Origin of the sequence: Alcanivorax hongdengensis A-11-3 (genome assembly GCF_000300995.1) — a bacterium.
Lineage (GTDB): Bacteria > Pseudomonadota > Gammaproteobacteria > Pseudomonadales > Alcanivoracaceae > Alcanivorax > Alcanivorax hongdengensis.
The window spans coordinates 56,559-80,585 of the sequence record NZ_AMRJ01000006.1 but is presented as its reverse complement, the minus strand read 5'-3'; the positions used below and the strand labels follow the sequence as shown (position 1 = coordinate 80,585).

The window sequence follows — 24,027 nt, the reverse complement described above, 5'->3', positions numbered from 1 at the left end:
CGGAGTGCCATCTGTAGTACTTTCTTGCCAGTCGGGATGCGATGCTCTTGTCCTTCACCGGCGTCTGGGTTACAAATCGGCTATGAACATTCTTGTGGTTGAAGATAACAAAGCCGTCAGCCTGATTATCTGCCGCGTCATTGAAGAGATGGGCCACCAGCCTCTGCTGGCCGGCGACGGGGAAACCGCCCTGCGCCTTTATCGCCAGCGGGAGATTGATCTGCTGATTCTGGACGTGGAGCTGCCCGTGCTGGATGGCTGCTCCGTCGCCCGGGATCTGCGCAATCAGGGCCTTGGCTTGCCAATCCTGTTTATCTCCGGCAACAGCAGCGATGGCTACCGTCAGCAGTGTCAGGACGCCGGCGGCGATGCGTTCCTGGCCAAACCGCTACGCCCCAGTGAGCTGCGCGCCCAGCTGCAACAAATGCTGGAGGTGCGGGTGCCGGTTCGCGCCGTCTCCAGCCACTAACTTACGGCACCTTCCCCGGCCCCCTTTACCTCATAAAAAAAGCCCTGCACCAGGCAGGGCTTTTCAGGCGACACCGTGATTAGCGGTAGCTTTCGCCCTTCTCCGCTTTCTCCACCAGTGAAGCCGGCGGGGTAAAGCGCTCACCGTACTTTTCAGCCAGCTGCTGGGCTCGAGCGACAAAGCCGCGCAGGCCGCCTTCATACTGGTTGATGTACTGCATGACACCACCGGTCCAGGCCGGGAAGCCGATCCCGAAGATGGAACCGATGTTGGCATCGGCCACGGAGTCCATGACACCCTCATCGAAACATTTCACCGCTTCGATGGATTCGATGAACATCATCCGTTCCTTGATATCCTCGAACGGAATCTCGGTGGTCCCACCGAAGGCATCCTTGAGACCGGGCCACAGGTGCTTCTTGCCATTTTCCGGGTACTCGTAGAAGCCCTTGCCCTGCAGCTTGCCAGGACGACCCAGCTCTTCGACCATCTTCTTCATGACGGTTTCCGCCGGGTGCTCCGGGGGCAACTCGGTGCCTTCACGCTTGGCATCATCACGGGCCGCCTTGCCGATCTTCAGGGCGGTTTCCATGTTGATTTCATCAATCAGGTTCAGGGTACCCACCGGGTAACCGGCCTGCATGGCGGCCTGCTCGATGGACTGGGCATTGATGCCCTCGCCCAGCATGGCGATACCCTCGTTGGCAAAGGTGCCAATCACACGGGTGGTGAAGAAACCGCGGGCATCGTTGACCACAATTGGGGTCTTCTTGATCTGCTGGCAGTAGTCGTAGGTCTTGGCCAGCGCTTCCGGGCTGGTGTCCTTGCCACAGATGATTTCCACCAGCGGCATCTTGTCCACCGGGCTGAAGAAGTGGATACCGATGAAGTTGTCCTGCTTCTTGACGCCCTTGGCCAGGCCCGTGATCGGCAGCGAAGAGGTATTGGAACCCAATACCGCATCCGCGTTGACCACATCTTCGATTTCCTGGAACACCTTGTGCTTGAGTTCGGTGTTCTCGAACACCGCTTCAATGACAAAGTCCACGCCTTCCAGGTCCTTGGCATCCGCAGTGGCGGTAATACGGGCGAGGATTTCCTCTTTCTTTTCCTCGGTCATCTTGCCCTTGGCGATTTCCTTGTCGAGCAGCTTGCGAGAATAGTCCTTGCCCTTCTCGGCGTTCTCTACGGAAATATCCTTGAGCACCACCTGGGAGCCCGTGCGGGCGGTGACGTAGGCAATGCCCGCCCCCATCATGCCGGCACCCAGAACGCCGACTTTCTCGGCACGGAATTTCGGCACGTCCTTGGGACGGCTGGCGCCGGCATTGATCGCCTGCAGGTTGAAGAAGAAGGCGGTGATCATGTTCTTGGCCACCTGGCTGGTCACCAGTGACACGAAGTAACGACCTTCAATGGTGGAGGCGTTGTCGAAATCCACCTGGGCCCCTTCCACTGCGGCGGACATGATAGCCAGCGGCGCGGGGTAGTTGGCACCCTTGATCTGCTTTTTCAGGTTGGCCGGGAACGCCGGCAGGTTGACCGCAAATTTGGGGTTCTTGGGGTCGCCACCGGGAATCTTGTAGCCACGCTGATCCCAGGGCTGCTGGGCCTTGGGATTGGCCTTGATCCATTCGCGGGCCTTGGCCAGCATGTCATCACGGTCGGTGGCCAGCTCGTCGATCAGACCGACTTTCTGGGCCTTGTCGGCCTTCATGCGCTGCCCCTGCATCAGCACTTTCATCAGCCCGTCCTGAATGCCCAGCATACGGACCACGCGAGTCACACCGCCACCGCCCGGCAGCAGGCCCAGGGTGACCTCGGGCAGGCCGAACTGGGCAGACTTGTCATTGATGGCAATACGGTGATGACAAGCCAGTGCGATTTCCAGGCCACCGCCCAGGGCGGTACCGTTCATGGCCGCCACCACCGGCTTACCCAGGGTTTCCAGCACCCGGAGCTGACGCTTGATTTCGGTAACGTTGTCCAGGAATACCTGACCATCTTCCTTTTTCGCTTTCAGCAGGTCCCGCAGGTCACCACCGGCGAAGAAGGTTTTCTTTGCCGAAGTAATGATCACCCCGGCGATGTTGTCTTTTTCTTTTTCCAACCGCTCGACGGTGGCCGCCATGGACTTGCCATAGAGCTCGTTCATGGTGTTGGCGGACTGGTTGGGATCGTCCAGGGTCAGGGTAACGATGTTGTCCGCGTCCTGTTCCCAACGGATAGCAGTTTGTTCACTCATGTTGTTTCTCCGAATTCGTTCGACGCGGTTTACAGACGCTCAATGATGGTAGCGATACCCATGCCGCCACCGACACACAGGGTGCAAAGGGCGTATTTCTTGTCGCGACGCTCGAGTTCATCCAGCGCGGTGCCCAGAATCATGGCACCGGTAGCACCCAGCGGGTGGCCCATGGCAATGGCGCCCCCGTTGACGTTGGTAATATCGTGGGAAATCCCCATGTCTTTCATGAAGCGCATGGCCACCGCCGCGAAGGCTTCGTTGATTTCCCACAGGTCGATGTCGCCCACTTTCAGGCCGGCCTTGGCCAGGGCCTTCTTGGCCGCCGGGCCCGGGCCGGTCAGCATGATGGTCGGATCGGCGCCGCTGATGGCGGTGCAGACAATGCGGCCGCGGGCCTTCATGCCGTAATCCTTGCCAACCTGCTCGTTGCCCAGCACCACCAGTGCAGCGCCATCAACGATGCCGGAAGAGTTGCCGGCGTGGTGAACGTGATCGATCTTTTCCAGCCAGTGATATTTCTGCAGCGCTACCGCATCAAAGCCGCCCATTTCACCCATCATGGCAAACGACGGGTTGAGACCGGCCAGGCCGTCGGCAGTGGTGCCGGCACGGACGTGCTCGTCGCGATCCAGCACAGTCAGGCCATTGAGGTCCTTGACCGGGACTACCGAGTTGTTGAAGTAGCCTTTTTCCCAGGCAGTGGCGGCACGGGCCTGGGACTGGGCCGCGAACTCATCCACATCACGGCGGCTGTAGCCCTCAAGGGTGGCAATCAGGTCCGCACCAATACCCTGGGGTACGAAACCGGTCTTGTAGTTGGTGATCGGGTCCATCGCCCAGGCACCGCCGTCAGAGCCCATGGGAATACGGCTCATGGCTTCCACGCCACCGGCCAGAATCAGATCATCCCAACCGGACGCCACTTTCTGGGCCCCGGTATTGACCGCTTCCAGACCGGATGCACAGAAACGGTTGAGCTGGTAACCGGCCACGGTATCCGGCAAGCCCGCCGCCAGTGCGGCGGTCTTGGCAATACAGGCGCCCTGATCACCCACCGGAGTGACCACGCCCAACAGCAGGTCATCAATGCGGTTGGTGTCCATATTCGGGAAACGGGCTTTCACTTCATCGATCAGGCCGACCACCAGATCCAGCGGCTTAACCGTATGCAAAGAGCCATCTTTCTTGCCCCGGCCACGGGGAGTACGGATAGCATCGTAAATATAGGCTTCGGTCATGGAACCTTCCTCTTGCCTCAGGCATTTGCCGGCACTGTGCCGGCGGCTTGTAAAGGGCAACCGCCCGGATTAGGGCAACAAGATTGCCCGACTCCTTGTCATCACTCAATGACATGACTGATCAGTACCGGTGAGCGGAACGGGCATGGCGGGAATGACTACGCAGACAGGGCTGAAAGGCCCGTCGGGACATTGACCCGCGGCTCCGCCCTGCTATGGTTCGGGCAATCTTTTCAGGAGCCGACCTTCATGTCCTACAACCTTGAAATTGCCCGTTCACTGGTCGCCAGCGCCGCCCAGCAGGGCCGCGGCATCGCCACCGCAGGTCACCTGACAACACCGGCGCAAACGCTGGAACTCTACGAGATGGAAGGCTGCCCCTTCTGTCGCCTGGTGCGTGAAGCACTGACCGATCTTGATCTCGATTTCATCAGCTACCCCTGCCCCAAGGGCGGCGACCGGTTTCGCCCGCTAGTGGAGCGCCTGGGCGGCAAGCAGATGTTCCCCTACCTGATGGACCCGAATACCGGCACCGCCCTCTATGAATCCGCCGATATCATCGAGTATCTCTATCAGCAGTATGGCGGGCGCCCGGCCCCCAGACGCTTTATCGTGCGTACGCTGCGTACCGCCGGCGCCCTGCTGGCCTCGCTACCCCGTGGCACCCGCGGGATTCACTGCCAGCCCAGCGAGGCGCCCCAACAGCCACTGGTTCTGTACTCCTTTGAGGCCAGCCCCTTTGCGCGCCTGGTTCGTGAGCGACTGACCGAGCTGCAGCTGCCCTGCCTGATTCGCCAGTGCGGGCGCGACCAGTGGCAGGACTGGGTAATGCCGCCGCTACGCGAAAAACTCGGCATGGATTACCAGCCGAGCCAGCGCAATCGCAAGGAATTAATGGCCCGGGCCGGCAGCATCGCCGTTCCCTACCTGATCGATCCCAACACCGGCACGCAAATGTTCGAATCCAAGGCCATCATCGACTACCTGGACCGCACCTACGCCCGCTAACAGGGCCACCCGTCGCAACCACCCACAAAAGGTGGTTGCGCCCCTTCTCGCTGTCTTGCTTTAGTGCTATATATTCTTCGGAACCATCCTTTTACAGCAAGAGAGTAATGACCATGAGTCGTCGCCATTTTGATGACTACGACCCCAAAGAGTGGCAGGAAGAGCACGACAAGAGTGACCGGGAACGGCGCAAGCGTGATGCCAAGAAACACCGTCACCAGCAACCGGAGGACGACAGCCGCAACGACCGTCATTCGCATCGTCCCTCCTGAGTCATTAGCGATCGCCATAACGACTGGCCAGCGTGGCCAGCGTTGTGGCGGTTTCCTCATCGGGCATCAGTCTGAAACCTGCCCGCCAATGCCCGTTTTTGTCGTAGGTCTGCCAGCAGGGCTGCACTCGCAGCGCCAGCTCACGGCGACCGTCCAGCGGCCAGGGTAGACAAAGTATTAATTGATGTTGATCTTGCGGGGCGGAGCCGCGCCCGGAAAGGCACAGCCCGTGGTCGGTTATGTCGCGGACATGCCCGAGAGCAGCATCCCCGCTGCGCGCGCGGATATTAATGCGTAACCGGGGGCGGGTAAGACGGCGGCGTTCCATAGACACCTGCACAGTCGTGGCTGTTACTGCCAGTCTCCGCCTCCATTGTGTACCATTCAAGTAGCGTATTGTTGATTTGTGGGGTGTGCCATGAGCAGTCATGACGAGGATCTGTTTCGCCAGGAAATGGCCGATGTGGTACCGCAAAAGCCCGATAACCGCGTTACACCGGCGCCGTCTGCCCGCAAGGACACCCTGCGCGAACAACTGCGCCGCGCCGCAGCGGTTTCCGACCAGCGACAAGACGGCAACCCCCTGACCGTGCCCGAGCAGGTGGAGTCCGTTGGGCCCCACGATATTGTCGGCCTGAAGAAAAATGGCGTGCAGGAAGGCGTTTATCGCAAGCTGCGGCTGGGCAAGTATGAGGCTCAGGACGTGCTGGACCTGCACCGCGTGCGCCTGATGGAGGCCCGACAACAGGTCCACCGCTTTCTGGTTAGGGCCCATGAACAGGGTCTGCGTGCAGTGCTGATCAGCCACGGCAAAGGGCAGCACAGTGAGCGCCCGGGGCTGCTGAAAAGCTACGTGATGCACTGGCTGGAAGAGTTCGACCTGGTGCTGGCTTTCCATACTGCCCCGCAAAACCGCGGCGGCACGGGCGCCACCTATGCCCTGCTACGCAAGAACAGCCAGTCTCGCCAGAAAAACCGGGAATTCTTCATGGAAGCGGGGAAGAACAATAGAAGCCGCTGACAGCTGCGCGATGCCGGCTCTCTTATCTGCAAAACAAGAGGCCGCACCCAGGCCATGGGCGCGGCCTTTTAACGCCAAGACAGGATTGTCATGCGTCGCTACCTCCCATCAACGATCATCACCGCCGGATGCGGTTAAGCCCGTTGATTGCCGCCACCCGATACGCCTCTGCCATGGTCGGGTAGTTGAAGGTGGTATCAATAAAGTAACGCAGGGTATTGAGCTCACCGGGCTGTCGCATGATGGCCTGGCCAACATGGATGATTTCCATGGCCTGGTAGCCGAAGCAGTGAATCCCCAGCACTTCCAGGGTTTCCCGGTGAAACAGGATCTTCAGCATGCCCACCTGCTCGCCGGTAATCTGTGCCCGGGCCAGGTTCTTGAAGAACGCCTGGCCGACTTCGTAGGGTACCCGCGCCTCGGTCAGTTCGTGCTCGGTGCGGCCAACGCAGCTGATGCCGGGGATGGTATAGATACCAGTGGGCACATCCGTAACCCGACGGGCAGGCTGGTCGGGCCCGGCGGCGATCGCCTCGGCGCAGAAGCGCCCCTGATCATAGGAGGCACTGGCCAGTGACGGCCAGCCGACCACATCCCCCACCGCATAAACACCCTCAGCCTCGGTCTGGTAACGCTGATCCACGGCCAGCTGGCCACGGCTGTTGGCCTCCAAACCGATATTTTCCAGCCCGATGCCCTGCGTATTGCCGGACCGCCCGTTACACCACAGCAGAGCATCCGCGCGCAGCACTTTGCCTGATTGAAGCTCCAGGGTGACGCCTTCATCATCGGCCACTACACGCTGATAGTGTTCCCCCTGGCGGATCGTGCAGCCCTGATCACGCAGGTGGTAGCTCAGGGCATCGGAAATCTCGGTATCCAGAAAATCCAGCAAGTGCTCGCGGGAATTGACCAGATCGACTCGTACCCCCAACCCCGTAAAAATACAGGCATACTCGGACCCAATAACCCCGGCCCCGTAGATAATGATATGGCGCGGGGTGTGATCCATATCGAGGATGGTATCGGAGTCATAAACCCGCGGGTGATCAAAATCCACATCCTCCGGGTGATAAGGGCGCGAACCGGTGGCCAGCAGAATATTGCGGCTTCGCAATAACCACTGCCGACCATTGGCATCATCCACCCGCACTTCCCCCGGTGCCGTGATGGTGCCACGACCGCGAAAGACCTTGACCCGGTTACGCACATAGAAGCCGCTGCGCACATGCACCTGGCTGTCGATGACCTCGCGGGTACGGGCAATCATGTCCTGCCAGCGGATTTCACGGGGGTTGAGGATACCCCGTAGCAAGGGGTTACGCTGGGTACGCACCAGTTGCCGGACCTGATGACGCAGTGCCTTGGAGGGAATGGTGCCCCAGTGGGTGCAGTTACCGCCCACGGCGGGCTGGTCCTCGACGATGGCCACCCTGAGGTCTTCCTTGGCCGCCTGCATGGCCGCCGCCTCCCCCGCCGGGCCACTGCCTATCACTACAAGATCCCAACCGGCACTGATATCCATCACGCTCTCCTGACTGCGACAAAGGCCAGTATAAAGGCGTAAAGTGGGAATCACGAGGTATAAGCGGTGCATGCCGGCGCTATCGCCACGCGCCGGGCGTCAGCAAGATAAAAGGCGGTAAGCCTGTAAGGTTTTTTGGCTTTCAACATGCCGGGAAAAGGAGGACTTATGGAAGAGCCTGCGCAAAAACAGAAATCGTCCATGCTGGCCCGTGGCAGCAAGGGTGGTGGTCGCTGGTTGCTGCACCATCCGGTGGGCGCAGTTCAGCTTCTGCTGGCGTTGCTGGCCGTGGTAATCGTATTCCAGAACCTGGAGCCCACCAGCATCGACATCCTGTTCTGGACGCTGGTGGACATTCCCAAGCTGTTTCTGCTGCTGATCAGCATGGTGATTGGCGCGCTCATCTGGGAGATGCTGCGCCGGCGCTTTATCAGAGCCCGCTGAACCGACGGCGACGGAACAACAGCAGCAAGATACCCAGCATCATGGCGCCAAAACTGCCGGAGCCGGCGGAGGCGTCATCATGGGGGTAGGTGATGGTAAAGGTGGCGGTTTTTGACGTCCCTCCACAGTTATCATCCACCACCATGGTGAAGGTGTCCTTGAAGGTCTGGAAATTGCTGTCAGGAATATAAGTTACCTGATGCTTAACCGTATCGACAATTACACCAACCCCTTCTGCCTGGTGGGTATTCGGGTTGCGCTTGGAGAAACTGGGCTCATCCTTCACGCGCAGGGTATTCCAGTTAATGCTGCTGTCATCGCCGTCCGGATCCGTGGCCTTGACAGTGAACACCACCTTCTGGCCCGGCTGATTGACCACGGTCTGCCCGGTGATCTTGGGCGCCTTGTTGCTCAGCGTCATGGTCACCGAAGCCTGGTCGGAGGTCTGCGCCGGGCTGGCATTATCGGTGAACTGATAGAGCAGATAGAGGTTCGGCTGATTGCCGATCTCGTCCTGGTCGACAGTATCATCATTGACCAGGCAGACATTGTCCTTGCTGGGGTCGGAAGCATTGGCAATCTTGCCATTGTCCGCCGGCGTGTAGAGCAGCACACAGTCCTTGGCCACATCCCCGTCACTGTAGTCATCGTCGTTGGCGTCAATGAAAGCCTGGGGCAGCGGCTGGCCACAACGCACATCGTAGCCATCCACACTTTCGTTGTAGTAGCGCCATACCAGATCCACCATGGCACCATTACTGAGGGTATAGCGCGACGGGATATCCGGGTCCTGGGTAAAGGTTTCTCCTGTACCCACCACTTCGGTCTCACCGGCAATAACCTGCGCCTCGGCGTTTTCAAAAGCCAGGCGACCGGACAGGAAATCCGCCGGATCCACGTTGGTATCCACCAACTGGATCTCCGCACCGTCACTGGGCAGGTCATTGTCAAAGATATCAATCAGCACCCGACGGTCCGGCGTACCGCTGTTATCCCCCTCATCATCCCCGGCGGTAATCTGCTGGTACTCGTAGGCACCACGGTCACAACGGTCACCGGAGTTTCTTGCCACGCCACGCAGGTCGGTACTGCGGCAATGAGTGGGTGAAGAGGTGCCGGAGGCCAGGTCTTCATCACTGCCGGCATTCACGACCAGCGGCGTGGCAGCGCTTAGCTCGGCGGCGGGATCAGCGACCGGCAAATAGGGGGGCAGATAACTGCTGGCACCGTCCTGTTCACCCTGCAAGGTGGCGGTAAAGAGGGAGGCATCTGCGCTGTTGGCGGTATTGTCACTGCTGGTGCCCTCGCTGGTGACGGCACACTCTGCTGCGGAAAACAGGTTGAAAACACTGGTGGACAGCGCGCCCGAGCCACTGCTGCAGGCCGCCCCGCTATCCACGATAATGCTGTTGGACAACGTTACCTTGGCACTGCTGTCACCCAGCTCCAGGCCATTGCCGCCGGTGTTGGACACCAGGGTCAGGTTCAACAGATAGGTATTGATGGCCAGGCCATCCAGATCCAGTGCCGAGCCATTGGGTGCACTGTTGTTGAAGAAGGTGCTATTGGAAACCAGCGCCGTGGCGCCCTTGACCAGGTTCGGGTCCAGTACCCCGCCGCGGTCGACCGCACTGTTGGACTCGAAGGTGCTGTTGGTGATGCTCAGATCCACCCGCTCCGCATTCTGGGTCACGGTGGAAAGCACCCCGCCGTCTTCTCCGGCGCTGTTGCCGGTGGCATAGGTGCGATCAAAACTGATGTCCTTGTCATTACCCGCGTTGGAGAGAATATAGGCAACCCCGCCGGAAACATCCGCCTGATTGTTGCGCAGTACCACGCGGTCAAACGACACCGAGCCGCCGGTGAGAATCACGCCCCCCAGGCCGTCATCACCGCTGCCCGCCGCATGTCCATTCTCCAGGCTCAGGTACCGGAAGGTCACGCCGGGATAGCCGCTGCTGACCGGTGCCGTGACAGTCACCAGACGGAAGCTGCCATCGCCGAGCAGGCGGGTCAGGGTGTCATCGTCATCGCTGCTATCGTCATCCCTGGCCCCCTTGCCGACAAAAGTCACACCGCCACCGGACACCTGCAGTGATGCCACCAGCTGGATATCCCCGGCCGGCAGGATAATCTGGTCGCTGCCCTTGTCACCAAACTCGCAATCCGGGCTGGGATTGGCGCCAGCGGCATTGTTGACTGCCTCTCGGAGGGAACACACGCCGTCATTGGTCACCGGCGGATTGGTATCAGTGAGTGAATCCACTTTGATATCGGCAGCCGTCGCAGAGACCGATGCCAGCAACAGCAGCGACGACACCCCCAACCGGTGGCGACGCCAGAGACCGGCCAGTAACATCCCCAGCAGCGCCAGTGGCGCCATGGGGCCACCGCCGATACTGTCGGAATCGGTAAGCCCGGAGGCCGGGTCCGCCACGAAATTGGTCAGGGCGTTCTGGTCCTGATCCGCATCCGCGCCGCCGATAAAGGCTTCGCGGGCCACCTCATAACGCAGGGTATCCACCCCGTGGAAGCTGCTGGCCGGCGTGTACTGAATATAGGGATAAATACGGTCATTCGGATCCGGGCAGGTAGGTACCTGCACGGACACCGCAGTCACTGTCTCCCCGGAGGGGTTCTTGCAGCGATAAACCGGTATGGCCGAGCCCTTGGCCGGCGCCACGAAAATATTCAGGCAGGGCTTGCCGCTGGGCACCAGGGAGCAGTCGACCTCGGCATCATTGCGGTCATTGTCCAGCACATCGCCCACCGAGGTGGTGCCGGAGATCATTTCGATTTCATCGGCCTGGGCCAGACCCCGCAGAAACTCCACCGCACCCACATCACAGCGCCCGCCGGCGCCACCGCGAGGCTGGCCGCGCATGTCATCATCCGCACACAGATCCGAGGTCACGTTTTGCGGGCTGGCACGGTTGAACAGGCTGGCCGTGGCCGCCGGATCCATCGGGTCATAACCGCTGATCTGGGTATCCGGGGTGGGCAGGAAACCGGGGAAAGGTCCGCCCAGACTCTCCGCCGGCAACGGCTTGCAGGCGCCGATGCCACTCGCCGACGGGTCACAGACAAGGCGATTGCCATCATTATCAGCACCGGTCAGCACATCCGACTGCGCCATGTTGGGCTGGTCGGTCACCGGCACCCCTTCCTGGGGCTGCGGGCAGTTGCTGTCATCGGTGATGGTATAAAGCAGACGGGCATCGGTGTCATCTGCGGTGGAATCATCCAGCGCGGAACCCGCACAGGCGCTGTCGTTACCGATCAGGGCCGTGTGCAAAATCTGGTCGGTGGTTTCCTCGTCGGCCGGATCGTCAAAGACACTGGCGGGAATATCCAGTGCCACGCCGCCGTTGAAGGCAATGGTCATGTTCTGGAAGGCCGTGTAGTGATGGGCTGCCACGACCTTGATCACACCACCGTCGTTGCCGGTGATGGTGCCATTGGTCATACCCAGATAAACATCGGTGTCAGGCTCGCCATCCAGATAGACCGTGCCACCAGTGGCACTGGCCATATTGCCGGCCATGTAAAACTGGTAACCGATAATGGCACCGTCAAAGGTATCCGAGGTGGCAATCACCGAACCATTGCCGGAGGCGGTGTTATTGTCAAAGCGGCTGCCACTGGTAAAGGTCAGAGCTGAGCCGGCATCCATGTAAATCGCCCCACCATTGGCGGCGGTGCCATTCTGTAATTCGGTGCCCTCGCCCAGGGTCAAGGTACTGCTGGCATGGATCAGCCCACCATTATTGGCCATTTCGCTGGCCGCATTTCCGTCCGTGAGCGTCAGGTTGGTCAGCGTCAGGGTCGCGCCATCGTTAAGCAGGATCAGGCGGGAATTGCCCGCGGCACTGATCTGCGGCTTGACCTTGTCATCCGCTTCTTCAAAAGAGTCCAGCGCCAGCTGGATGGTGACAATGGGGGAAATCGCGGTGTCGTTTGCCGGGTCCGAAACGGGTGTCTTGACCGGCTCCTCGCCGGAATTATCCACATCAAACTTGACCTTCTTGCCACCGCCCACGGGCAACTGACCTTCAGTCAGCGTATAGACCTTGTCTTCCTGGAGCTTGATGACATCGCTGCCGGTACCGGCCTCACAACCATCCACGATCGTCTGATAGGCAATGGCATAGAGCGCTTCGCGCAACGAGCACTTGCCATCCTCGGTCGCCGGATGCACCCCATAGACCATATCCTCACCGGAACCTTCACGAACGGGCTCGGGAATGGCCACATCAGAAGTGGTATCGATGTCATAGGTAGTCGCGTGGGAAGTAGCCGCAAAAAGAAAGGCGCAGCCTGCAAGGCACAGCCGTAGCCCGGGGTAGCGCATGTTGTTCTCCTGCAGGGCGAAGCCTGACGTTATTGTTCTAATTGGTTTGTACTGGTACGTAAGCAATTGTAATCAACGGGAAATCATAGCGCCAAGTCCCGTATATAACTGTTTACTAATTGTAAGCGCCCCTTTTTACCATCCAAGGGCATCCTTGACAAAGGGTATTGTCAGTGAGCGTTGCTGGGCCATGGCCAGGCGGTCGAGCTGCTCCAGCAGCTGCACCAGGGCGCCGGCGGAGCGCTCGCTACGCAAAATAATGTAGTGCGCCACCTCTTTCTCCAACCGCAGGCCGCGGGCTCTGGCACGGTCCATCAGCAGGGCCTGCAGGGCCTGTTCGTCCAGCGGCTGCAAGCGGTAGACCGGCCCGGCGGCCAGGCGGGTAGCCAGGTCCGGCAACAACAGGCCCAGCGCCCCCGGAGAGGCATCGGCACTGACCAGCAGGCGCCCGCCCCTGGCCATCAGGCGGTTATAGAGATGGAACAGGGCCTCCTCCCAGCCCGCATCCCCGGCGAACAGCTGGCAGTCGTCCAGCGCCAACAGATCGAACTGTTCCATGGATTCCAGCACGGCGGGGACCAGCGGCTTGATTTCCTCGGCGGGCAGCAGGCAGGCATCCTCGCCCCGCTGCTGGGCTTCGCGGACAGCGCCTTCCAGCAAGTGGCTCTTGCCCTCTCCGGCCGCCCCCCAGATAAAGGCCTGACGATCATCGCCGGCCACCACTTCGCGGACACCGGCCAGGGCGGCACCGTTGCCGCCGGCCAGAAAGTTACCCAGTTCGTGCCCTTCTCTAAGCTGCAGGGCCAGGGGAAGCTGTGAGGGCATCAGGATTGCCAGCAGTAGGACAACGGGGGGGCCGCCTGGGCGGCGGTGGCCGGGGCCTGTTCCTGAGAGCTGGCGCCATTGCTATCGGCCGGTGCGGACGGGGCTTGAGCCGGCTCAGCGGCCGGCGCCTGGCAGGCGCGAATCTGCGGCAACAGGTCCAGTTGCCGGCGCAGCTGGCTGTCACTGGCAGCATAATCCAGTCGGAAAGTATATTGCTGGCCATCCACCTGATAGAGCTGCACCTGACGCATGCCGGTCATGTCCTCCAGGTAGTTCTGCAGGGTCTGCCAGGCGGCCAGGCTGGCCACATGCTGAACCCGCAGCTCACTGCGATCTTCGCGACTGCCAGTACGTACGCTATAGCGTTTGGCCAGCGCATTGCTGATGTCATCGACCATGGCGGCGATCGCCTGATCAGTGTCAGCGCCCCGGGATTGCCCCTGCTCCAGGCTGTGGTCGCCCTGCAGCACCCGCCAGCGGGCGCGCACCTGGCTACCCGGATAGAGCACTGCGGCCACGGTCAGATCAGCCTGGTAACGACGGGAGGCGTCGGCAATACGGTCATCAAAACGGCCGCGGATATCCGCCAGCGCCAGGGACTGTTGATCCTGCTCATCCCAGCTCGGGTAGACCAGCGGCAGGCCGCGGCGCCGGGCCGCCCCCTGCAGGGCGGCAAAATCCGGGCCGTCACGGGTCACCAGTTGCCCCTGCCCACTGCCCTGATCCACCAGCCAGATCACCGATGCCGGGCGCGGCATGCTCCAGATCGGCGCGCCCCGGACTTCCAGAAAGCGGGTCAGCCCACCCAGATCATAACGGGCCGCCAGCCGGTCACTGCTTTCATAATGATAGCTGCTCACCCAGCGGGACGGGTCTTCACGGGCTTCATCCACCCCCGGCAGGCCATCAATGGCGCTCTGGCCGGTGATACGCACAATCAGCGTATCCAGCCCTTCCCTGAGCGCGTCCTGAAGCGCCGACTGGCTGCTGTCCGCCACCGGCAACTCGACACTGTCCAGAGAATCCGCCCCGGCCGGCAGCGCCAGCCACATCAAAAGTCCCACCAACAACCAACGATACATGTGTTCCAAATCCCGGCCAGAATTGAAGGCGCAACATTATCACCTATTGCGACCACCCTGAATAACCCCGGTTCATTCGCTCCATGCAGTTTCCAGCGCGCAGGGCGATTGCTAGAATACGCGCCTTCTCTTATCCGGAGCCCACCATGACCGATCAGAAACGGCCACTGACCTACCGTGACGCCGGTGTCGACATTGATGCCGGCAACGAGCTGGTAAAGCGCATTGCCCCCGTCGCCAAGCGGACCCGACGCCCGGAAGTGCTGGGCGGTCTGGGCGGCTTCGGCGCCCTGTGCGAGCTGCCCGCCCGCTACAAACAGCCGGTACTGGTAGCCGGTACTGACGGGGTGGGCACCAAGCTGCGTCTGGCCATCGACCATAACCGCCACGACAAGGTCGGTATCGACCTGGTGGCCATGTGCGTCAACGATCTGGTGGTCGGCGGGGCCGAACCGCTGTTCTTCCTCGACTACTACGCCACCGGCAAGCTGGATGTGGACACCGCCGCCAGTGTGGTCACCGGCATCGGTGAAGGCTGCGAGCTGGCCGGCTGCGCCCTGATCGGCGGGGAAACCGCGGAAATGCCCGGCATGTACGAAGGCGAAGACTATGACCTGGCCGGCTTCTGCGTCGGCGTGGTGGAAAAGGACGGCGTGCTGGACGGCAGCCGCGTCCAGGTTGGTGACAAGCTGATCGCGCTGGCAGCCTCCGGCCCCCACTCCAACGGCTATTCCCTGATCCGCCGCATCATGGCGCAGGCCGACAGTGATGTGGAACTGGACGGCAAGCCCCTGATCGAGCACCTGCTGGAACCCACCCGCATCTACGTGAAGCCGCTGCTCAAGCTGATCGAGCAGCTACCGGTCCACGCCCTGGCCCACATCACCGGCGGCGGCCTGCCGGAAAACCTGCCGCGGGTCCTGCCGGACAATACCCGGGCCGTGATCGACACCCGCAGCTGGGATTTCCCGCCGGTGTTCCAGTGGCTGCAGAAGGAAGGCCAGGTGCCCGCCTTCGAAATGTACCGCACCTTCAACTGCGGTGTGGGGATGGTAATCGCCGTTCCCGCCGAACAGGTGGACCAGGCCATTGCCCTGCTGGAAGCGGAAGGCGAGAAGCCATTCGTGATCGGCGACATCCAGGCCGGTGACGGCGAGCCGGACGTGGTACTGGAGGGTCTGGCGGAGTGAGCCACCGTCTGGTGGTGCTGATCAGCGGGTCCGGCACCAATCTGCAAGCCATTATTGATGCCTGCCAAGCCGGGCAGCTGGATGCCGAAACGGTACTGGTACTGTCCAACCGCCCGGATGTGGGCGGGCTGGACCGTGCCCACCAGGCCGGCATTGATACCGTGACCCTGGATCACCGCCAGTTCGACAGTCGCGAGGCCTTTGACCAGGCCATGATCGACGCCATTGATCCCTATCGTCCGGATACCGTGGTTCTGGCCGGCTTCATGCGGATTCTCTCGCCGCTGTTTGTGCGTCATTACGCCGGCCGACTGCTCAACATTCACCCCTCCCTGTTGCCCCGCCACCGTGGCCTGCATACCCATCAGCGGGCACTGGAAGACGGCGACACGGAGCATGGCTGCTCCATTCACTTCGTCACCGAGGAACTGGATGGCGGGCCACTGATCGCCCAGGCGCCCATCGCGGTGACCGCGAACGATACGGCGCAAACCCTGTCCAATCGGGTACAACAATGCGAACACCAGCTCTATCCGCTGGTACTGCAATGGCGAGCACAACAACGACTCAGCCTGACCGACGAGGGAGTGTTACTGGATGGCAAGCCTTTACCGAAACAGGGTTACCAGCACCTTTAGCCTGCTGATCATCAGCATGGCCTTCGGCAGTCCGGCCCTGGCCGACTCGCCGGTGGCCGCCTTCACCGAACACTACCGGCTGAAAAGCCAGGGCATTCCCTTCACCATCGACGCCACACGCACCCTGTCGCCGGTCCGCGACGGGCTCTGGGAGATGCAGGTCCACGCCAGGAACTGGCTCGGCGAAATTCGCGAAACCGCCCTGTTCAGCTGGGACGGCTGCACGCCACAAACCAGTTATTACGGCTACATGCGCAAGGGACTGGGGCGAGTCAAAAAAGCCGAAGTGCATATCAATCAGGAAACCGGCGTGGCGGTGAGCGAGCGCAGCGGCAAGGCCGATCGCAGTTATCCGGTGCGCGAAACCGCCACGGACCAGCTGTCACTGACACTGGCTCTGCAATGCGAACTGCAACAGGGCAAAACCGACATCACGTTACCGGTGGCTGACGAGCGAAAATTGCAGACCGAGCGTTTCCAGGTAGTGGGCCATGAAACCCTGGAGCTGGGCGATACGCGCATCAAGACCGTCAAGGTGCAACGCCAGCGCGAGGCAGATAGCGACCGCCAGACGTATATGTGGTTTGCCCCGCAGAGAGGTTTTGCACTGGTTCAGCTGGTCCAGCAAAATGCCGATGGCACCCACACCATGACTCTCACGGATGACTGAGCCACCTATGCGCATTGCCCTGTTGATTGCCCTGCTGCTGTCCAGCCTGAGTGCCTACAGCGAGCCCCTGGCGCCATTTGCCGCCGAATTCCGCATCTACGTGAACAAACTGCCGACCCCGGTCAAGGCAGATCTGGTGCTGGAACCCGCCGGTAAACCCGACTACTACCACATGCTGCTCAAAGCCAAATCCTTCCTGCTCACCAACAAGGAAGAGAGCTACTTTTACTGGAACGATTGTCAGCCGCGCACCGACCGTTACGTCCATGAGTTCGACGGCTTCGGCCAGCACCGCTATCACCACATGCAGTTCCAGTGGGATCCGCCCCGGGTTCACAATGAATCCGAAGACGATGCGGCCAGCATGGACATTGCCGATGACACCCTGGATGAACTGACCATCCTGCTGCGGGGGCGCTGCGTGTTTGCCACCGGCGACAAGGAATATACTGTCACCAGCGCCTATGGCGATGACCTGCGCACCCACCATTTCGTAGTCATTGACCGGGAAAAGATTGATACCCCACTGGGCAAGGTGGACACCCTGGTGGTGGAAAACCGCCGTACCGGCGACAGCAAGAAAAAACGTCGTACCCTGTTCTGGGTGGCACCGGATCTTGACTACATGGTAGTCAAGGCCAAGCACATCGAGAGTACTTTCCTGAAAGCGGAAATGATCATGATCGACTACCACGGCCCGACACTGGAAGAGCGGGCCGCGGCAGCAGAAGATCAGGCGAAAAAGACTAGGCCTGGGGCAGAGTAACGCCGCGCTGGCCCTGGTATTTGCCACCGCGATCCAGATAGGACGTTTCGCAAATTTCGTCGGACTCGAAGAACAGCATTTGCGCCACGCCCTCGTTGGCGTAAATCTTCGCCGGCAGCGTGGTGGTGTTGGAAAATTCCAGTGTCACGTGCCCTTCCCACTCGGGCTCCAGCGGCGTGACATTGACGATGATGCCGCAACGCGCGTAGGTGGACTTGCCCAGGCAAACTGTCAGCACATTGCGGGGAATGCGAAAATATTCCACCGTGCGTGCCAACGCGAAAGAGTTGGGCGGGATGATGCAGTAATCTCCCTTGATGTCCACGAAGCTCTTCTCGTCGAAGTTCTTCGGGTCCACCGTAGCCGAATGGATGTTGGTAAACACCTTGAACTCGTCGGCACAGCGCACATCGTAACCGTAGCTGGATACCCCATAGGAAATCAGCTTGTTGCCGTTTTCATCCGCGCGGATCTGGCCAGCCTGGAAAGGCTCGATCATGCCCTTCTCCATTGCCATGCGTGAAATCCAGCGATCCGATTTGATTGTCATACCAGCCTCTTGATGTTCTGTTCCGGGCGGCCCCGGCAAGTTGCAAGCCAGTCATACTACCTGAGCCGGCCTAGTGTTGGGTAATTTTCGGGAAGGCCCGCTGACCGGCCTCGGTCAGGGAAAGCCGGGCGGCCATGCGCCGGGCGGCCTGACGGTAAAGGGCCGCTTCTTCACTGCCGGGCAGGGCCTGAACCAGCGGTTCACCGCTATCGGCCTGCTCACGGATCGCCAGTGACAGGGGCAGCCCCGCCAGCAATTCGGTGTGATAATCCTCGGCCAGCCGGGCACCGCCGCCCTGGCCGAACACATTCTCATGATGCCCGCACTGGCTACAGATATGCACGGCCATGTTCTCCACAACCCCCAGCACGCGGATATCCATCTTGCGGAACATTTCCACGCCCTTGACCGCATCCAGCAGGGCAATGTCCTGGGGCGTGGTCACCACCACGGCGCCGGCCACCGGGATTTTCTGGGCCAGGGTCAGCTGGATATCGCCGGTGCCCGGCGGCAGATCCACCAGCAGATAATCCAGATCCTGCCAGAGCGTCTGCTCCATCATCTGCACCAGAGCGCCACTGGCCTTGGGCCCGCGCCACACCACCGGCGTCTGCTTGGTGGTCAGATAGCCCATGGACATGGTCTGCAGGCCAAAGGCGTCCACCGGCACAAACTGCTTGCCGTCACGCACCTGGGGGCGCGTGCCTTCCGGCTTGCCCAGCATCAGCGGCAGGCTGGGACCGAATACATCCGCATCCAGTACGCCCACCCTGGCCCCCTCGGCCTGCAGGGCCAACGCCAGATTCATGGTGGTGGTGGACTTGCCCACTCCGCCCTTGCCGGACGCAATGGCAATCACGTTGGCCACCTGGTCCAGGGACGGCATACTGTGCTGGCTGCGATGGGCCGCCACGGCAAACCCCACCTCCAGGGCCAGGCTTCGCCCCTCCAGAACCGGCGCCAGCGCCTGCTCGATCTGCGCTTCCAGCGCGGCCTGCTGGCTGGCCATGGGATAACCGGGCACCACGCGCAGGGTTACCTGCTGGTCACTGATCTGCAGATCCTGCACCGTATTGGCGCTTACCAGATCGACACCGAGATCGTCCGGCACAATAGTGGCCAGCTGTTGTCGAATGGCCTGCTCGACTGTATTCATTGTTGCCTCCCTAACGCGAGGTGCGATGATAGGGGCTAGCAGGCTGCTGAAAAACCCCTTGCGTACTCAGCGCGGCCTGATTGCCGCCACAACAAAGGCACAACAAGGAGCCAATCCATGCGTAACACCGCCGTCCTGTCTTCCCTGCTGGTCGCCGCCCTGGCACTGACCGGCTGCTCGGATAACCATACTACCCGGGCCGCGGACAGTATCAGTGTGTCCGGTACCGGCAAGGTCAGCGCACAGCCGGACATCTTCAGTGTGGTCGCCACCGCCCGTCAGCAAGGCGATGATATTGATGCCATGAAAGAGCGGGTCGATAGCCAGGTGGACCGCATGCTGGAGCTGGCCGACGACCTGGATATCGAGGAAAAGCAGGTCACCGCCAGTACCCTGCGCATCAGCCCCCAGTGGCAATACCAGCCGGAACGCAAACTGATCGGCCATGAAGTCAGCCGCGACGTGACCTTCCGGGTCAAGGGCCTGGAGACCTATGCCCGCCTGCTGGATGGCCTGGCCAAACAGCACGTCAAGGATATCCGCCCGGCCGGTAGCGAGGTAAGCAATGAACATGCCCTGAGTCAGCGAGCCCTGAAAAAGGCCGTGCAGGATGCCCGCCAACAGGCCGAGGTCGCCGCGGACGCTGCCGACCGCAGTGTCGGCAAGGCCATCCGCATTGATGTACAGGGCACCAGTGCCCCGCATCCGGTGATGATGATGGCTCGGGCCAAGGATGCCGCCACGGAAAGCTACCGCGCCGGGGAGACCGACATCACCGCCCAGGTCCAGGTCACCTTCGAGCTGGAGTAAAGACCGGGCATGACCGATCTGGGGGAAATCTGCAGCGCCGCGTTGAAACAGTACCTGGCCCATGGCGATGCCATCGGGCTGGATACGGCAGCGGCGCTAGACCATGCCGGGCTGCCGGAGGAACTGGTACAGCAACCGGAAGCGCGCCTGCCGGGCCGCGCCTTCCAGCAGCTGCTGGAAAACCTGATCCAGCAGTCCGCCGATCCCCTGTTCGGTCTGCATACCAGTGCCTTTATCCAGCCCGGCTCCTATAACGTGATTGGCTATATTGCCATGAGTGCCGGCACCCTGCTGGAAGCCCTCTCCAAGGTCAGCCTCTATGAACGGCTGGTCGGCGACATGGGCACCACCGAGACCCGCCTGGACAATGACCAGGCCATGATCATCTGGTCCTGCTGCTACCCGGCACCGGCCCGCCGGCATCTGGTGGAGAATGTGCTCAGCTCCTGGCTGTGTTACGCCCGCTGGCTGACCGCCAACGAGCAACTGGCACCCAGCCAGGTCTGGCTGGAGCATTCCGCCCCGCAGGACCCGGCCCTGCTGGCGGAATACCGGCGCGTCTTCCTCTGTGATGTGCTGTTTGACCAGCCCTGCTCTGCCCTGGTCGGCGATAGCGGGCTGCTGGCGCATCCGCTCACCCAGCCGGACCCGTTATTGCTGTCCACCCTGGAAGCCCACGCGGTGGAGCGCCTCAACCAGTTGGGCGTGGCCACCAGCCTGAGTCAGCGGGTCAGGCAGTGTATCGACGACGCCATGGGGCGCACCCTGCCCCGCAAGGATCAGGTGGCAGAGCGTCTGGGCATGAACATTCGTACCCTGCACCGACGGCTGGCTGACGAACAGGTCACCTGGCAACAGTTACTGGATGACGTGCGCCTGCAACACGCCCGGCAACTGCTGCAGACCACCCAGCTACCCCAGTCGGAGATCGCCGAAGCCCTGGGCTATTCCGACATTCGTTCCTTCCAGCGCAGCTTCAAACGCCATACCGGCCAGACCCCGGGCCAGTTCCGTTCTCGCCCCGCCGCCCTGTAAGCCTTTTCCTACAAACAGCAAGGTCGATTTCCTTCACTTGAGGGAGACATTCGCCGATGACTTGTAACAAATATGGTGGGGCCTGCCTTCCGACGTAACTTTCACTCCCCATTCACGCCCGCTCATCGCTTTCCCTTTGCAGCCACCGGGCCCGGTTCACTAAAAAAACGTTATACGGATCACGAAACGGTACGCCGCTCGGGTCCACCGGGGATAACCACAGCACGATGGAGAGGTCCATCGCCACCTGGAAGCAGCCAGGCACGACGGGCAGGGAAAGCACAATGACAAATCGACGGCTTGCTTTTGTAGGGTTGGGTGCCGATACCACCAGCGCCTGCCTGTCCATGCTGAAAATCATGGATGGCCGCTCCAGCGTCGGCTGGACACAATCGGAGCCCGATGACGCGGATGTTCTCTTTGTCGCCCATGATGGCGGCGCCAATCGCAAACACTGGGAAAACGGGGACAAACCCTGCGTGGTGGTCTACCACAATACCGAGGCCCGTCCCGCCGCTCGCTACACCCTGCCCCACCCCTTCCGGGTGATGCAGCTGATCGGTGTGCTGGAAGACATTTCCAGCGCGCTTGGCGACACGGCCTCCGCGACCCGGGCGAAAGCCCCGGCCGACAAGCCGCAGGATGAAACCTTTGGCCATTCCCTGAAAAATCTGCTGGAAGCACCTGCCAACGATGACAGCCTGTATCGTTCTCGCGGCGCCCAGGGCCATCTTTATGTGGCCCCGGCCTCCGGCTGCTATTACATCGACCCCGGCCTGCATCAACAGCTACGCAGCAAGGACCTGTCACTGTCCGCGCTGGAAGAGGTCAATGATCCGATCAGCAACCAGCTGGCACGACGTCCCATCTTCGAGCTCGCCTGGTTCACCGCCCAGCATGCCCACGAGGCTCTGGCCCCGTGGCTGGCACCGGCCGGCCAGTTCAAGCTCAAGCGCTGGCCCAATTTCGGCACCGTCAGAAGTGACCGGGTCTACCTGTCCCTGTGTGCCCTGCTGACTCGCCAGGCCTGCGGCCGTGAGCAGCTGCTCGAGCACGCACAGTGCAACGCCGGGCAACTGGATCGTTTCCTCAGCGCCTGCTCCATGAGCAATCTGCTGATCAGTGATTCCAATGCCCCGGCACCGGCACCACAAGTCACCAACGTCAATGAGAACGGTCGCTTCGGATCACTGATCCGGGGACTTCGAAGCCGTCTGGGATTGAGCAGTTAATCATGGATACGATTGCCAGCAACGAATTCAAGATTCTCTTCACCGGCCCCATGGGCGCCGGCAAAACCACCGCCATTTCCGCCATCAGCGACCAGGCTGCGGTTTCCACCGATGTGATCAATACCGACCTTGATCAGTGCGAGAAAGAGCTGACCACCGCCGCTCTGGATTATGGGCAGATCGCCCTTCCCGATGGCAGCTGCGTTCGCCTCTATGGCACCCCGGGGCAGGAGCGTTTCCGCTTCATGTGGCCGATCCTGATGAAAAACGCCGCCGGCGTCATCGTGCTGCTCAACGGCGAACACCAGGAACTGGAACAGCATCTTGAGCATTTTGTACAGGCGTTTGGCGAAGGTCGCACCTTACCCATGGTGGTAGGTGTCGGCCGGCTTCCCGAAGACGACCACAGCCGTCTGGAGCGCCTGGCCATGAAGCTGGAGCAGCGCGGCATCGCTCTGCCGATTTTCGATGCGGACGTTCGCAAACACGATGACGTACTGCTTTTGGTTGATGCTCTGCTTTGCCTTATCGAAGCCAATGACACCGGGAGAATGGAAGCATGAAGTCGGAATCCCCGCTGGGGAAAGTCGCCACCTCACTGGCCCAGAAACAACTTGAAAAATTTGGAGAAACCACCAAGGGCGTGACCTCTGCCGTGCTGTTGACCAGTGACGGTTTCGAAGTCGCCGCCCTGAAACTGGACAAGGAAAGTGCCAGCAAACTGGCAGCAATGGGCAGCTCCCTGGCGGCCATCGGCTCCGCCATCGCCAAGGAAGCCAGCCTCAAGGAATGCAGTCGCCTGATTGTGGAATCGGAGCAAGGCGTGGTCGCGGTGATGGAGGTGCCCAATGTCTCCCCACCAATGTCACTGGCGGTGGTCGCCAACGACGCGTCCATTCTCGGGCAACTGTTGTGGGCAGCCAAGAACTGCTGTTTGAGCCTGGAAAAACAACTGAAGAAATAAACAACCACTCGATGCGTTTTGCATCACTTACTGAACCTGAACGTTAAAGAAGTTATTCCCAAGGAGAATTACCATGGCTAATGTCAAAGAAAGTCTTTCCGCCCTGCTGCAACCCGACGGTGCCATGTGTACCGCTATTGTCGATGCCAATAGCGGCATGGTGCTGGGTCAGGAAGGCACCGGTCTGGATCTGGAGCTGGCCGCCGCCGGCAACACCGAGGTGGTCCGCGCCAAACTCAAGACCATGAAATCACTGGGCCTTAATGAACAGATTGAGGACATTCTCATTACTCTCGGTTCCCAGTATCACATCATCCGCCCTGTGGCCTCCAAAGAAGGACTGTTCGTCTATCTGGTGCTGGACAAGGGCAAGTCCAATCTGGCCCTGGCCCGCCGTGCCTGCCAGGAAGTGGAGTCCACGCTGACCGTCTGACGCCCACTCCTCGCTCCGGCGGGTCTGTCAGGCCCGCCGCCTTTTCCCCGTGCATGAATGCAAATATTTACGTAAAAATTACTAGCTGAACCGCTCGAAC

Annotated in this window: 24 protein-coding genes; 15 read left to right on the top strand and 9 right to left on the bottom strand. The window is 60.7% G+C overall.

Going from position 1 to position 24,027, the window contains the following annotated elements:
• Nucleotides 1-94 precede the first annotated feature (94 nt).
• Complete coding sequence (locus tag A11A3_RS06035) at nucleotides 95-469, top strand: response regulator (RefSeq protein ID WP_237738834.1); 375 nt, start codon at nucleotides 95-97, stop codon at nucleotides 467-469.
• 79 nt (nucleotides 470-548) lie between these two features.
• On the opposite strand, the gene A11A3_RS06030 is transcribed toward A11A3_RS06035, so the two are convergent.
• Nucleotides 549-2,714: a 3-hydroxyacyl-CoA dehydrogenase NAD-binding domain-containing protein gene (locus tag A11A3_RS06030; RefSeq protein WP_008928387.1), complete on the bottom strand. Its 2,166-nt coding sequence runs from the start codon at nucleotides 2,712-2,714 to the stop codon at nucleotides 549-551.
• A 29-nt stretch (nucleotides 2,715-2,743) separates the two neighbouring features.
• The gene (locus A11A3_RS06025; protein ID WP_008928386.1) at nucleotides 2,744-3,955 is read right to left on the bottom strand and encodes an acetyl-CoA C-acetyltransferase; all 1,212 of its coding nucleotides are present in this window, start codon (nucleotides 3,953-3,955) and stop codon (nucleotides 2,744-2,746) included.
• Between the two features lie 249 nt (nucleotides 3,956-4,204).
• On the opposite strand from A11A3_RS06025, the gene A11A3_RS06020 reads away from it, so the two are divergent.
• Both A11A3_RS06020 and A11A3_RS17690 read left to right on the top strand, forming a co-directional pair.
• On the top strand, nucleotides 4,205-4,963 hold the full coding sequence (locus tag A11A3_RS06020) for a glutathione S-transferase N-terminal domain-containing protein (RefSeq protein ID WP_008928385.1): 759 nt from the start codon (nucleotides 4,205-4,207) through the stop codon (nucleotides 4,961-4,963).
• A 113-nt stretch (nucleotides 4,964-5,076) separates the two neighbouring features.
• Entirely contained in the window at nucleotides 5,077-5,235 is a 159-nt protein-coding gene (locus A11A3_RS17690; RefSeq protein WP_157375396.1) for a hypothetical protein, read from the top strand.
• A 4-nt stretch (nucleotides 5,236-5,239) separates the two neighbouring features.
• Here A11A3_RS17690 and A11A3_RS17685 read toward each other — a convergent pair whose 3' ends face one another.
• Nucleotides 5,240-5,563 carry a PilZ domain-containing protein gene (locus tag A11A3_RS17685; protein ID WP_157375393.1) on the bottom strand — a complete coding sequence of 108 codons (324 nt, stop codon included), beginning with the start codon at nucleotides 5,561-5,563 and terminating at the stop codon, nucleotides 5,240-5,242.
• Between the two features lie 90 nt (nucleotides 5,564-5,653).
• Here A11A3_RS17685 and smrA point away from each other — a divergent pair, with 90 nt between their 5' ends.
• Nucleotides 5,654-6,256 carry a DNA endonuclease SmrA gene (gene smrA / locus A11A3_RS06015; protein ID WP_008928384.1) on the top strand — a complete coding sequence of 201 codons (603 nt, stop codon included), beginning with the start codon at nucleotides 5,654-5,656 and terminating at the stop codon, nucleotides 6,254-6,256.
• Nucleotides 6,257-6,374: 118 nt separating this feature from the next.
• Here the strand turns inward: smrA and sthA are convergent, their stop codons facing one another.
• On the bottom strand, nucleotides 6,375-7,781 hold the full coding sequence (sthA, locus tag A11A3_RS06010) for a Si-specific NAD(P)(+) transhydrogenase (protein ID WP_008928383.1): 1,407 nt from the start codon (nucleotides 7,779-7,781) through the stop codon (nucleotides 6,375-6,377).
• 168 nt (nucleotides 7,782-7,949) lie between these two features.
• Here sthA and A11A3_RS06005 point away from each other — a divergent pair, with 168 nt between their 5' ends.
• On the top strand, nucleotides 7,950-8,225 hold the full coding sequence (locus tag A11A3_RS06005) for a hypothetical protein (protein WP_008928382.1): 276 nt from the start codon (nucleotides 7,950-7,952) through the stop codon (nucleotides 8,223-8,225).
• On the opposite strand, the gene A11A3_RS06000 is transcribed toward A11A3_RS06005, so the two are convergent.
• The 3 genes from A11A3_RS06000 to A11A3_RS05990 all read right to left on the bottom strand — a co-directional run bounded on the left by A11A3_RS06000 (nucleotide 8,212) and on the right by A11A3_RS05990 (nucleotide 14,453).
• Nucleotides 8,212-12,576, bottom strand: coding sequence for a right-handed parallel beta-helix repeat-containing protein (locus tag A11A3_RS06000; RefSeq protein ID WP_008928381.1), 4,365 nt, complete (start codon nucleotides 12,574-12,576; stop codon nucleotides 8,212-8,214). The genes A11A3_RS06005 and A11A3_RS06000 overlap by 14 nt on opposite strands.
• Nucleotides 12,577-12,711: 135 nt before the next feature.
• Nucleotides 12,712-13,401 carry a DnaA regulatory inactivator Hda gene (gene hda / locus A11A3_RS05995; RefSeq protein WP_008928380.1) on the bottom strand — a complete coding sequence of 230 codons (690 nt, stop codon included), beginning with the start codon at nucleotides 13,399-13,401 and terminating at the stop codon, nucleotides 12,712-12,714.
• Complete coding sequence (locus A11A3_RS05990) at nucleotides 13,401-14,453, bottom strand: DUF2066 domain-containing protein (RefSeq protein ID WP_008928379.1); 1,053 nt, start codon at nucleotides 14,451-14,453, stop codon at nucleotides 13,401-13,403. The genes hda and A11A3_RS05990 overlap by 1 nt, the downstream gene beginning before the upstream one ends.
• Nucleotides 14,454-14,629: 176 nt before the next feature.
• Here A11A3_RS05990 and purM point away from each other — a divergent pair, with 176 nt between their 5' ends.
• Genes purM through A11A3_RS05970 form a run of 4 tightly spaced genes read left to right on the top strand, consistent with a single transcriptional unit; the run spans nucleotide 14,630 to nucleotide 17,747 of the window.
• On the top strand, nucleotides 14,630-15,673 hold the full coding sequence (gene purM / locus A11A3_RS05985; RefSeq protein WP_008928378.1) for a phosphoribosylformylglycinamidine cyclo-ligase: 1,044 nt from the start codon (nucleotides 14,630-14,632) through the stop codon (nucleotides 15,671-15,673).
• Nucleotides 15,670-16,311 carry a phosphoribosylglycinamide formyltransferase gene (gene purN, locus A11A3_RS05980; RefSeq protein ID WP_008928377.1) on the top strand — a complete coding sequence of 214 codons (642 nt, stop codon included), beginning with the start codon at nucleotides 15,670-15,672 and terminating at the stop codon, nucleotides 16,309-16,311. The genes purM and purN overlap by 4 nt, the downstream gene beginning before the upstream one ends.
• Entirely contained in the window at nucleotides 16,271-16,981 is a 711-nt protein-coding gene (locus A11A3_RS05975; RefSeq protein WP_008928376.1) for a DUF3108 domain-containing protein, read from the top strand. The genes purN and A11A3_RS05975 overlap by 41 nt, the downstream gene beginning before the upstream one ends.
• The gene (locus A11A3_RS05970; protein ID WP_237738833.1) at nucleotides 16,974-17,747 is read left to right on the top strand and encodes a DUF3108 domain-containing protein; all 774 of its coding nucleotides are present in this window, start codon (nucleotides 16,974-16,976) and stop codon (nucleotides 17,745-17,747) included. The genes A11A3_RS05975 and A11A3_RS05970 overlap by 8 nt, the downstream gene beginning before the upstream one ends.
• Here A11A3_RS05970 and dcd read toward each other — a convergent pair.
• Nucleotides 17,728-18,297, bottom strand: a complete 570-nt coding sequence (dcd, locus tag A11A3_RS05965; protein ID WP_008928374.1) for a dCTP deaminase — start codon at nucleotides 18,295-18,297, stop codon at nucleotides 17,728-17,730. The genes A11A3_RS05970 and dcd overlap by 20 nt on opposite strands.
• 70 nt (nucleotides 18,298-18,367) lie before the next feature.
• A complete protein-coding gene (gene apbC, locus A11A3_RS05960; protein ID WP_008928373.1) occupies nucleotides 18,368-19,453 on the bottom strand; it encodes an iron-sulfur cluster carrier protein ApbC in 1,086 nt (361 codons plus the stop codon).
• A 117-nt stretch (nucleotides 19,454-19,570) separates the two neighbouring features.
• Here apbC and A11A3_RS05955 point away from each other — a divergent pair, with 117 nt between their 5' ends.
• The 6 genes from A11A3_RS05955 (at nucleotide 19,571) to A11A3_RS05930 (ending at nucleotide 23,927) form a co-directional block, all read left to right on the top strand.
• The gene (locus A11A3_RS05955) at nucleotides 19,571-20,263 is read left to right on the top strand and encodes an SIMPL domain-containing protein (RefSeq protein WP_008928372.1); all 693 of its coding nucleotides are present in this window, start codon (nucleotides 19,571-19,573) and stop codon (nucleotides 20,261-20,263) included.
• 9 nt (nucleotides 20,264-20,272) lie between these two features.
• A complete protein-coding gene (locus A11A3_RS05950; RefSeq protein WP_008928371.1) occupies nucleotides 20,273-21,298 on the top strand; it encodes an AraC family transcriptional regulator in 1,026 nt (341 codons plus the stop codon).
• Nucleotides 21,299-21,582: 284 nt separating this feature from the next.
• Nucleotides 21,583-22,530 carry a hypothetical protein gene (locus A11A3_RS05945; protein ID WP_157375390.1) on the top strand — a complete coding sequence of 316 codons (948 nt, stop codon included), beginning with the start codon at nucleotides 21,583-21,585 and terminating at the stop codon, nucleotides 22,528-22,530.
• 2 nt (nucleotides 22,531-22,532) lie between these two features.
• Nucleotides 22,533-23,093: a GTP-binding protein gene (locus A11A3_RS05940; protein WP_008928369.1), complete on the top strand. Its 561-nt coding sequence runs from the start codon at nucleotides 22,533-22,535 to the stop codon at nucleotides 23,091-23,093.
• Nucleotides 23,090-23,494: a roadblock/LC7 domain-containing protein gene (locus A11A3_RS05935; RefSeq protein ID WP_008928368.1), complete on the top strand. Its 405-nt coding sequence runs from the start codon at nucleotides 23,090-23,092 to the stop codon at nucleotides 23,492-23,494. Before A11A3_RS05940 ends, A11A3_RS05935 begins: the two co-directional genes overlap by 4 nt.
• Nucleotides 23,495-23,567: 73 nt before the next feature.
• Nucleotides 23,568-23,927, top strand: a complete 360-nt coding sequence (locus A11A3_RS05930; protein WP_008928367.1) for a hypothetical protein — start codon at nucleotides 23,568-23,570, stop codon at nucleotides 23,925-23,927.
• Nucleotides 23,928-24,027 lie beyond the last annotated feature (100 nt).